Annotated in this window: 1 protein-coding gene; it reads right to left on the bottom strand. The window is 59.7% G+C overall.

Going from position 1 to position 1,334, the window contains the following annotated elements:
* Positions 1-25: 25 nt before the first annotated feature.
* The gene (locus RS027_RS13475) at positions 26-1,222 is read right to left on the bottom strand and encodes an IS4 family transposase (RefSeq protein WP_311882096.1); all 1,197 of its coding nucleotides are present in this window, start codon (positions 1,220-1,222) and stop codon (positions 26-28) included.
* Positions 1,223-1,334: the final 112 nt, after the last annotated feature.

The following is a 1,334-nucleotide window of genomic DNA, read 5'->3' as shown; positions in this document are numbered from 1 at the left end:
CTGACGAATCCCCACGAATATGTTGCTACTCGCCGCATAGGCTCTGCTCCCTGACTTCCTCGCGAAGTCGTGCTCGGAGGGTTGTCCAAGCAGGCCAAGGCACGGCGTCGGGTTGATGACGACGAAGACATTCCAAGCCCAGGCGCCACACGGAAAGCACGCTCCGGTGCCGGATACTGTTGCTCTGATAGCGCCGCTGTTGCCCCCGGGCTCGGACATCCAGGCCGGCCACCATCATGGCCACGTTCGCCAACATGGCGATCAGCAGCAGGACCTCGATGCGCTTGCCCTGGCGAGACTGATGCATGCCGAAGCCCAGCCCGAACAAGGGACTTTTGACATCGCGGAACCCTTCCTCAATCTGCATGCGCTGTCGGTAGATCGTTACCACTTTATTCGCCAGCGTTGAGCGGTCCGGCAGATTGCTGACCAGCACCCAGGGCTCCTGCTGACGCCGGGCGATCGTCCGGCTGCCGCCGTCCCGAGAGATCCGGCCTTGTTTATTGCGATGCTTACGTCCCCGTGGCGGTCGATAATAGAGCACCATCTGAGCGCGGAACGGATGGTTTTCGGCGATCCGGACGGAGCCCCACGCCTGCGGTTCCGATGTCGCGTGTTGAAACAGGGTCTTCACGGGTTGCCATGCTTCGCCTGACGCCTGGTAACGGGCGGGCTGACGGACCCGTCCAACGATATACCAGCCGCGCGCTTCAACGGCCCGAAACCACGGGTTACGAAAGCCGGCATCGGTCACCAGGATCGGCGTGGCCTTGTCGGGCAGGATCCTTGCCAGCGCATCCAGCAGATAGGCTTCACAGTATGGGCATCCTTCCTTGTGATGAACCTTCTCGAAGATGGGCAGCGATCGCCCGGCGAAGGGCACCGCCGCACGCAGCAGGAAATGCCTGCCGCGGTCATCAATCGGCGACCAGTCCACCAGAATCAGTGGGCGCGTTGTATGGCCGATCAGCAGCGAGGCCATGAGCCAATAGAACAGCGGTCGTTCCTGATGAAGGTGAGGGTTGCCTAATAGTCGATCGACTCGTTTGATGGCGTGCTTGGCATCCGTCGAGCTCGGCAACGCACGGCCAATGGCCGTTAATCCCAGACGTCGCTCGCCCAGCAGAGCGCCAACGGTATCGAGGACGGTCTGTAGCCGCTTGGCATGGATCACGGAGAGTGAAGACGTCAGCAAGTTATGCAAGAATCGAGGGGCCTGCATGGGTCTCCTTCGCATGTTGTTGTGTGTCGTAACTCACAACATGCATGACTCATGCAGGCTTTTTCAATCCTATCATGCTGATTTTATTACCCATTTCATGGGGATTCCTCAG

The organism is Halomonas garicola (assembly GCF_031935715.1).
GTDB classification, from domain to species: domain Bacteria; phylum Pseudomonadota; class Gammaproteobacteria; order Pseudomonadales; family Halomonadaceae; genus Vreelandella; species Vreelandella garicola.
The sequence above is the reverse complement of the archived record's forward strand: the minus strand, read 5'-3'. Positions and strand labels throughout refer to the sequence as shown.

Excerpts from the sequence above, each read along its gene's own strand:
- RS027_RS13475 (WP_311882096.1), bottom strand. The coding sequence starts at position 1,222 with ATGCAGGCCCCTCGATTCTTGCATAACTTGCTGACGTCTTCACTCTCC.